We start from the raw sequence: 8,647 nt of genomic DNA, 5'->3' as shown, positions 1-8,647 counted from the left end.
GGCGGGCCGCGTGTTCAACGGGTACGGAAACTTTTTCCTGACTGGACGTTCAGGAGCGCGAGGGTGACTGCTTCTGCTCAGGTCCGTGCTTAGGTCCGCCCGCGGTCCTGCGCTTACGTCACGGCCATGCGGCGCCGGTGCCGGGCCACTCTCTCCCGGTTGCCGCAGACCTCGCTCGAGCACCAGCGGCGCCGGCGGCCGCGTGACGTATCGAGGTAGATCCGGGGGCAGTTGTCGCCCTCGCACTGGCGGATCCGTGCGGCGGCGACGGGGTCGGTGAGCAGCTCCACGACGTCGCGGGCGATCACGGCGAGCAGGGACCCGCAGTCGGGTTCGGCGTGCAGGACCCGTACGAGACGTCCGTCCTCGGCGGGGACGGCGCGGGGCGCGGGCGGCGGGGCGGCGGCGGCCTCGTTGATCCGGGCGAGGGCGGCGGCGAACGGCTCTCCGCCGAGCGCCGGCGCACCCCGTACCAACTGGGCGATGTCCTGGCGCAGTTGACGGAAACGGTGCACGCAGTCGAGCCCGATACCCGGAAGCCGGACCCCGGCCGGGACAAGGCCCGCGCTTCTCAGCCACTCCCCCAACGCCTCGGCGCCGTCGAGCCGTTCCTCCGGGTGGGACGTGGCGAGCAGGTCGAGACCGACCCGCCCGGCGTCGAACCGCGGCTCGTACGCGGCCGTACTCGCCACCATGCGCCTGTCACCGCCTTGTGGGGGGTTGCCGGTGATTCCGGTTTGCCGGTGATTCCCTCACAGAGTGCCCGGCGGGGCGCGCGGCCGGAAGACCCCCGCACAGGCCGCCCCGCTTTATGAGAGCGGCGGCGGGTCGTCGTGCAGGATCCGCTGGAAGATGAAGTGGTCCCGCCAAGCGCCGTTGATGTGCAGATACGTGGGCGCGAACCCGATCTTCTCGAAGCCGCACTTGGTGAGGACGCGCTGGGAGGCTTCGTTGTCGGTGAGGGTGGAGGCCTCGACGCGGTGCAGCCCGAGATCATCCTTGGCGTGCGCGAGCATCGCCTCGGCGGCCTGCACGGCGAGTCCGCGGCCGAGGTACTCGCCGTCCACCCAGTACCCGAGACAGGCGGTGCGGAAGGGCCCGAGCACGATCCCGGAGAGGTCGGCGCGGCCGATCACCTTGTCGCCGTCGGTGATGACCCAGCGGGCGGTCCCGTGCTCGTTCATCCGGGCGATCTGCCCCTCGACGGTGTAGAACGCGTCGGAGCGCGCGGGGTCGGTGGCCCGCAGGTGCTCCTTGTTCCGCAGATGCGCCGCGACGAGTGCGGCGGCGTCGTCCGGCGTCGCGGGCCGGACCTCGAACTTCTCATCGATCATCGGCGCACCGTACAACGGACGTGGCCGGGCGTGGACCCTCACGTATGCCGCCGAGCGGCACACCCATGGTCAACTGATCGTCCAGCGGCTTGACTTGGGGTCATGACAACGATCACGGGACCGACCACATCCACAGGCAGGGCACACCGCGGCGCCGACGGCGTACTGCTGATCGCGGCCGTGGTGACGAGCGGGCTGATGGCAGGGGTGTGGTTCGCGTACGCCACCTCGGTGATGGGCGCGCTCGGCAGGGCCGACGACCGGACCTTCATCTCGGTCATGCAGGACATCAACGAGGTCATCCAGAACCCGGTGTTCTTCTTGGCCATGTTCGGCGCGCTCCTGCTGCCGGCGGCGGTCGCGTGGCGCGTGCGCCGGGACCGCCCGCTGCTGCGCTGGGTCCTGGCCGGACTTCTGCTGTACGTGGCGGTCTTCGCGGTCACGTCGGGCGCGAGTGTGCCGCTCAACGACCAGCTCGCGTCCGCGGGCGACCCGACGAAGATCGCCTCGCCCGGGGCCGTGCGCGAGGACTTCGAGGACCCCTGGGTGATGTGGAACGCGGTGCGGGGTGTGCTGAACGTGGCCGCTGTGGTGTGCCTGAGCCGGGCGATGGTGGTGCTGGGGCGCGGCCGGGCGACGTGAGCGCTACCGGCCCAGGAGAGCCCCGGCCGAAGGCGCGCCCTGGCCGGGGGCAAGCCCCGACCGCAGGTCAGCCCTGGACGGGGCCCCAATCGCCCTACCCGTCCCCGTACTTCGCGTCCGAAGCCGGGTCCAGCGCCAGTCGGTACCCCCGCTTCACCACCGTCTGGATCACCTTCGGCACCCCGAGCGCGGCCCGCAGCCGCGCCATCGCCGTCTCCACGGCGTGCTCGTCCCGGCCCGCGCCCGGTAGCGCGCGCAGCAGGTCCGCCCGGGAGACCACCCAACCCGGGCGCCGGGCCAGGGCGCGCAGGAGGGCCATGCCGGCCGGCGGAATCGGGCGCAGGTCACCGTCGACCAGGGCGGCGTGACCGCGGATCTGGAGCTGATGGCCGGCGATGGGCAACGTACGGGAGCGAGCCGGGAGTTCGACGCACAGGAGCTGGACCAGGGGGCCGAGCCGGAAGCGTTCCGGCGAGACCGTGGTCACGCCCTGGGCCTGCAGCGGCAGGGCGGTGACCGGGCCGACGCAGGCCGGGAGCACCTCGTGCTCCAGGGCGGCGAGCAGGTCCGCCTCCTGACCCCGCTCGGCCGCGCGGGTCAGGAGCGAGGCCGCGGCCGGTGCGCTGGTGAAGGTCAACGCGTCCACGCCGCGCGCCAGTACGGCGTCCAGGAGCCGGTCCACCGGCGTCAGGTCCTCCGGCGGCATCCACCGGTACACTGGCACGCCCACCACCTCGGCGCCGCCCGCCCGAAGCGCCTCGATGAAGCCGGGCAGGGGTTCGCCGTGCAGTTGCAGCGCGACACGGCGGCCCACGACGCCCTCGTCGAGCAGCCGGTCGAGCACCTCGGCCATCGACTCGGACGCCGGTGACCAGGACTCGGTGAGCCCGGCCGCCCGGATCGCGCCCTTCACCTTGGGCCCGCGCGCGAGGAGTTCCACGCCGCGCAGCCGGGACAGGAGGTCTTCGCCGATGCCCCAGCCGTCGGCCGCCTCGACCCAGCCGCGGAAGCCGATCGCGGTGGTCGCGACCACCACGTCGGGCGCGTGGTCGATCAACTCCTTCGTCGCCGCGAGCAGTTCGCTGTCGTCGGCGAGCGGCACGATCCGCAGCGCGGGCGCGTGCAGCACGGTCGCGCCGCGCCGTTCGAGCAGCGCGCCCAGTTCGTCGGCGCGCCGGGCCGCCGTCACGCCGACGGTGAATCCGGCGAGCGGCTGCCCGGTCGCGTGGGGCTTCGTGTTGTTTCCCATGGCTGTCGTCCCGCTTCGCTGAGCTCGCTGTGGCCCCGAGATGCGGTGGCCGAGTGCACCACCGCACCTCGTTGCAGTCGACCGAGCCTGCCAAGGGTGCGTGACAGGCTCGGTTCGCCCTGATTGCGCAGGTGTTACGTGGTCCCACGCACCAGGGTGCCTCACACCTCCGCGTAGCTGAGCTGCGGCTTCGGCTCGGCGGTGGGCTGAGCCGCCACGGCGGGGGGTGCGGTCCTGCGCAGGTATACGGCCCAGGTGACCACGCAGCACACCACGTACACGCCGAGGAAGACCACGAAGGCCGCCGTCCCGGTCCCGGCGCTCTGGAAGGACTGCCGGAAGGCCAGGTTGATGCCGAGTCCGCCGACCGCGCCGACCGCGCCGATCAGACCCATGGACGCTCCGGAGAGCCGCCGCGCCCAGGCGTCCGCCGCCTCGCCGGCCAGGCCCTTCGCGTACGCCTTCGCCGTGAAGATGCCCGGGATCATCTTGTACGTGGACCCGTTGCCCAGGCCGCTCAGGACGAACAGGGCGATGAAGCCGACCAGGAAGACGGGCAGCGACTCCCGTACGGAAGCGAAGATCACCACGACGGTCGCCGTACCCATCGCGGCGAAGTTCCACAGCGTGATGCGCGCACCGCCGTGCCGGTCCGCGAGCCGGCCGCCGACCGGCCGGATCAGCGAGCCGAGCAGCGGGCCGATGAAGGTGAGCGAGGCGGCCTGCAGCGGGGTGCGGCCGAACTGGGTCTGCAGGACCAGGCCGAAGGCGAAGCTGTAGCCGATGAAGGACCCGAAGGTGCCGATGTAGAGGAACGACATGATCCACGTGTGCGGGTCGCGGACCGCCTCCTTCGCGGCTCCCGTGTCATTGCGTACCGGCGCGAGGTTGTCCATCCGCAGGGCCGCGAGCACGGCCGCGAGCACGATCAGCGGGATGTACGCGCCGAGCAGGATCCGTGGGTGCCCCGCGCCCGCCGTGCCGATGACGAGCAGGCCGACCAGCTGCACCACGGGGACGCCGATGTTGCCGCCGCCCGCGTTGAGGCCGAGGGCCCAGCCCTTCTTGCGCAGCGGGAAGAAGGAGTTGATGTTGGTCATCGAGGAGGCGAAGTTGCCGCCGCCGACGCCGGTGAGCGCGGCCACCAGGACGAAGGTCGTGTACGAGGTCCCCGGCTCCATCACGGCGAAGGCCGCGATCGTGGGGATCAGCAGGAGACAGGCGCTGACGATCGTCCAGTTGCGCCCGCCGAAGCGCGCCACCGCGAAGGTGTACGGCACCCGGATCATCGCGCCGACCAGGGTGGCCGTGCCGATCAGGAAGAACTTCCCGGCCGGGTCGATGCCGTACTCCGGTCCCATGAACAGGACCATCACCGACCACAGTGTCCAGATCGAGAAGCCGATGTGCTCACTGAAGACGGAGTAGAGCAGATTGCGCCGGGCGACCTTCTCGCCCGTCCGGGCCCAGAACTCCTCGTCCTCCGGGTCCCACTGCTCGATCCAGCGGCCCCCCTTGCGTCCGCTTGTGGCAGCCGGTGCTGTCATCACGCCTCCACTCCCGCGTCGTCCGATCAGGGATGACGCTAGGGAGCGGGGATTTCGGGCCGGTGCCCGATCAGATGACCGCGGCGCAACCTTGCTCTCACCCGGACCGGGGCGGCTGTGTGAGCGCCCCGGCCGGGTCAGCGGCTGTGCGAGCCGGTCTTGCGCTTGGTGCCGTCGGGCCACAGGCGCGGCTTGCGCTGCGCGGCCAGGTCCTCGATCCACCCCACGGCCACGATCATCAGGCCGATCAGCGGCCAGACCAGGACGAACATCCAGACCGTGTACGTGGTTTCGAAGGCCGGCCCGAAGCTGTCGTAGAAGCCCGGAATGTCCCAGGCCAGGTCGAGGATCGGTATGGTCGCCATGATCAGCGCGTTGTGCCAGAGGTAGATCGTGACGGCCCGGTTGTTGGACAGCGTGACCAGCTTGTCGAACTTCTTGAGCCGGCCCGGCAGTTCCTGCCACGAGGGCGCGTACTGCAGCAGGATCACCACACAGCCGAAGGACCAGGTGGCCTGGGCGAGCGGAATGTCGTTGAGGTCCCAGCCGTCGGGTCCGAGATGGTTCGAGGCCCACCACAGCCCGAAGGCCATCAGGAGCGAGGCCAGCGAGACCGTCACGTACCGCGGAAGCTGTTTGAACGTGCCCTCCTGGTGCGCGAAGCCGAGCACCCAGCAGGAGCCGTAGACCGCGAAGTCGGTGACCGCGTTGCCGGTCTCTCCCGGAATCTTCACCAGGCCGGTGCCGACGACCGCGGTGAGCGCGAGCGGGGCGAGCAGCGTCGCCCAGGGCAGCCGGCGGAACGCCCACAGGAGCAGTGGTGAGGCGATGACGAACCAGAGGTACGCGCGGATGTACCAGAGCGGACCGGCCGCCTGCACCGCCCAGGTCTCCTCGAGCAGCCCGGAGGGCGAGCCGCTGTGCCACGGATAGGGCGGGGCGCCCACCGGGAACAGGTAGGTGAGCACCTGCGGGATCCACGTGCCGCCGAGCTGCTTCGCCGGTTCCCAGCCTTGCAGGAACATGATCGGCACCACCACGGCGCCGAACAGCCAGACGGGCGGCAGGAGCCGGCGGATGCGCCCGCGGATCACCCCGAGGGCGGGCCGGTTCAGGGACCGCGCCATGAGGGAGCCGGCGAGCGCGAACATCACGCCCATGGAGGGGAAGAGGACCGTCAGCCAGGCCCAGCCGAAGATGTGGTACAGCACGACACGGACCAGCGCGAGGGTGCGCAGCAGGTCCAAGTAACGGTCGCGGCCCGGCTTCCGGGCAGGCTCGGGCTGCGGCGGCGGGGGCTGCGGGGTGTATTGCGACGGCGGGGCGGTCTCCGAAGCCGGCGGGTACTCCGAAGGCGGTGCGTACACCGGCGGCGGCTCCTGAGCCCACCCCTGGTGTCCGTACCTCTCCCCCGTCCGCTGCTCGGGCACCCCGTACGCCGGCCACTCGGCCCGCTCGTCCGGATGCCCCGCCCCCGACGGGTCGTAACGGTGCGTGCTCATCCCACCGGCCTCCGGTCCCCGCCGCGTGCCTGCGTGGGGATGCCGGGCGCCGAACCGACCACGCCGGTGCGCCGCAGCTTCTGCCAGCGCAGCCGGCCGCCGGTCAGGGCGGTGATCCAGGACTGGAGCAGCACGACGTACATCAACTGCCGGTAGAGGATCTGCTGCAGAGGCAGGGAGATGAGATGCGTCATCTTCTCGCGGTCGAGCCGGAAGGCGTACGCGGCACAGACGGCCTGGATCGCGAGGACGCCCAGCCACGCCATGATCGTCTTCTGGGTCGGGCCGAACACGAGCCCGTACAGGAGGAACACGTCGATCAGGGGCGCGAGCAGCGGCGCGAGGACCATGAAGAGCGAGACCAGCGGAAGGCCGACGCGGCCGAAGCGTCCTGAGGGCCCGCTCTCGATGAAGGACCGCTTGTGCTTCCAGATGGCCTGCATCGTGCCGTACGACCAGCGGTAGCGCTGCGACCAGAGCTGCTGCACCGTCTCGGGGGCCTCGGTCCACGCACGGGCGTTCTCCGCATACACCACATGCCAGCCGTCGCGGTGCAGGGCCATCGTGATGTCGGTGTCCTCGGCGAGCGTGTCGTCGCTCATCCCGCCGACCCGCTCCAGGGCGGAACGCCGGAACGCGCCGACGGCGCCGGGGATCGTGGGCATGCAGCGCAGGACGTCGTACATACGGCGGTCGAGGTTGAAGCCCATCACGTACTCGATGTGCTGCCAGGCGCCGATCAGCGAGTCCTTGTTGCCGACCTTGGCGTTGCCCGCGACCGCGCCGACGCGCGGGTCGCCGAAGGGCTGCACCAGTTCACGGACGGTGGACGGCTCGAAGACCGTGTCGCCGTCCATCATCACGATCAGGTCGTGACGGGCGTTGGCCACACCGCGGTTGAGGGCGGCGGGCTTTCCCGCGTTGTGCTGGCGTATCACCCGTACACCGGGCAGCCGCAGACTCTCCACGAGCCGTGCGGTGCCGTCCGTGGAGCCGTCGTCGATCACGATCACTTCGACGGGGTGATCGCTGCTCATCAGCGAACGCACGGTGTTCTCGATGCACTTCGCCTCGTTGTACGCGGGCACGAGCACCGACACCGGTTCATGGACCTCGGGCCCCCAGCGGAAGCCTCTGCGCCTGGTGCGGCGGGCGTGCACGAAGGAGAGCAGCAGCATCAGGCCGAAGCGGCCGATGACCAGGGCGCCGATCACCGCGAGACCCGCGACCAGGACGGTGGTCACATGCTCCGAGGCCTGGACGGCGTAGACGAACGCCTTGCCCTTCCACAGATCGAGTCCGGTGACGGGCGTGTGCGCGCTCTGCACGCCGAGCGCACCGGTCAGATGCGTGAAGTCATAGCCCTTGCGCTGCAGTTCGGGGATGAACCGGTCGAGCGCCGCCACGGTCTGCGAGCGGTCGCCGCCGGAGTCGTGCATCAGCACGATCGCGCCCTTGCCGCCCTTGGGGGTGGCCTGCTTGATGATCGCGTCGACGCCGGGGCGCTTCCAGTCCTCGCTGTCGGTGTTGTTGACGACGGTGATGTAGCCGCGGGAGCCGATGTACTCGGTGACCGGCCAGGAGTTGTTGTCGAAGGCGTCGTTGAACGACGAGTACGGCGGCCGGAAGAGCGTCGTGCGGATGCCCGCCGAGCCCGCGAGCGTCAGCTGGTTCTGCGAGAGCTCCCAGTCGATACGGCTCTTGGACTGGTACGAGAGATCGGGGTGGTTGAAGGTGTGCAGACCCACCTCGTGGCCCTCGTCGACCATGCGCTGCACCAGGTCCGGATAGCGCGCCGCCATGGTGCCCGCGACGAAGAAGACGGCCTTCGCGTCGTACCGCTTGAGCGTGTCGAGCACCTTCGGCGTCCACGTCGGGTCCGGCCCGTCGTCGAAGGTCAGCACGAGGTTCTTGCGCGGGACCTGACGGGTCGTGATGGTGTCCGCGCGCGCGTCGATCACCGGACCGCCGCCGAGCACCCGGTGCGGCACCTGGTCGGTGGCCGCGGGCGGGCGCACCCGGTGGTCGGCGAGGATCTCGCTGTGCACGTAGCCGCGCAGCATCAGCATGGCCATCAGCGCGACGAGGAAGAGCAGCGGCAGCAGGTACCGCATGGGGACGCGACGACGCCGCGCCGCGCCGGAGGTACGGGGGGTCATAGTGCGGCGCCTGCCAGGGAGACGGGGGCGGATGCGGCGTCGTCCGGACCGGAGGTGCCCAGTCCGAAGGCGTCCACTCCGAAGGTGTCCGAACCGGAGGTGTCCGAACCGAAGGAGATCGGGTCCCCGTTGTTGCCGCCGTTCTGGTTCCCGGCCGGCGGGTCCACGGTCAGGGTCGGATCGGGATCCGGCGTGGTCGGCTCGGGGTCGGGCT

Annotated in this window: 8 protein-coding genes; 1 reads left to right on the top strand and 7 read right to left on the bottom strand. The window is 70.7% G+C overall.

Annotated elements, in window-relative coordinates:
- Positions 1-113: 113 nt before the first annotated feature.
- Together G6045_RS37130 and G6045_RS37125 are read right to left on the bottom strand one after the other, a co-directional pair.
- Positions 114-695, bottom strand: a complete 582-nt coding sequence (locus tag G6045_RS37130) for a CGNR zinc finger domain-containing protein (RefSeq protein WP_165336645.1) — start codon at positions 693-695, stop codon at positions 114-116.
- Between the two features lie 114 nt (positions 696-809).
- Entirely contained in the window at positions 810-1,334 is a 525-nt protein-coding gene (locus G6045_RS37125; RefSeq protein ID WP_165336644.1) for a GNAT family N-acetyltransferase, read from the bottom strand.
- A gap of 102 nt (positions 1,335-1,436) precedes the next feature.
- On the opposite strand from G6045_RS37125, the gene G6045_RS37120 reads away from it, so the two are divergent.
- The gene (locus G6045_RS37120; RefSeq protein WP_165336643.1) at positions 1,437-1,976 is read left to right on the top strand and encodes an anthrone oxygenase family protein; all 540 of its coding nucleotides are present in this window, start codon (positions 1,437-1,439) and stop codon (positions 1,974-1,976) included.
- 94 nt (positions 1,977-2,070) lie between these two features.
- Here the strand turns inward: G6045_RS37120 and G6045_RS37115 are convergent, their stop codons facing one another.
- The 5 genes from G6045_RS37115 to G6045_RS37095 form a co-directional block, all read right to left on the bottom strand.
- Entirely contained in the window at positions 2,071-3,225 is a 1,155-nt protein-coding gene (locus G6045_RS37115) for a uroporphyrinogen-III synthase (RefSeq protein ID WP_165336642.1), read from the bottom strand.
- A gap of 161 nt (positions 3,226-3,386) precedes the next feature.
- On the bottom strand, positions 3,387-4,772 hold the full coding sequence (locus tag G6045_RS37110) for a nitrate/nitrite transporter (RefSeq protein ID WP_165336641.1): 1,386 nt from the start codon (positions 4,770-4,772) through the stop codon (positions 3,387-3,389).
- A 137-nt stretch (positions 4,773-4,909) separates the two neighbouring features.
- A complete protein-coding gene (locus G6045_RS37105) occupies positions 4,910-6,274 on the bottom strand; it encodes an acyltransferase family protein (protein WP_165336640.1) in 1,365 nt (454 codons plus the stop codon).
- Complete coding sequence (locus G6045_RS37100; protein ID WP_165336639.1) at positions 6,271-8,433, bottom strand: glycosyltransferase; 2,163 nt, start codon at positions 8,431-8,433, stop codon at positions 6,271-6,273. Before G6045_RS37100 ends, G6045_RS37105 begins: the two co-directional genes overlap by 4 nt.
- On the bottom strand, positions 8,430-8,647 hold a 218-nt coding region (locus G6045_RS37095; RefSeq protein ID WP_206344686.1), incomplete at its 5' end, for a hypothetical protein. The genes G6045_RS37095 and G6045_RS37100, both read right to left, overlap by 4 nt.

This window comes from Streptomyces mesophilus (genome assembly GCF_011044995.1).
Classification (GTDB): Bacteria; Actinomycetota; Actinomycetes; order Streptomycetales; family Streptomycetaceae; genus Streptomyces; species Streptomyces mesophilus.
The sequence above is the reverse complement of the archived record's forward strand: the minus strand, read 5'-3'. Positions and strand labels throughout refer to the sequence as shown.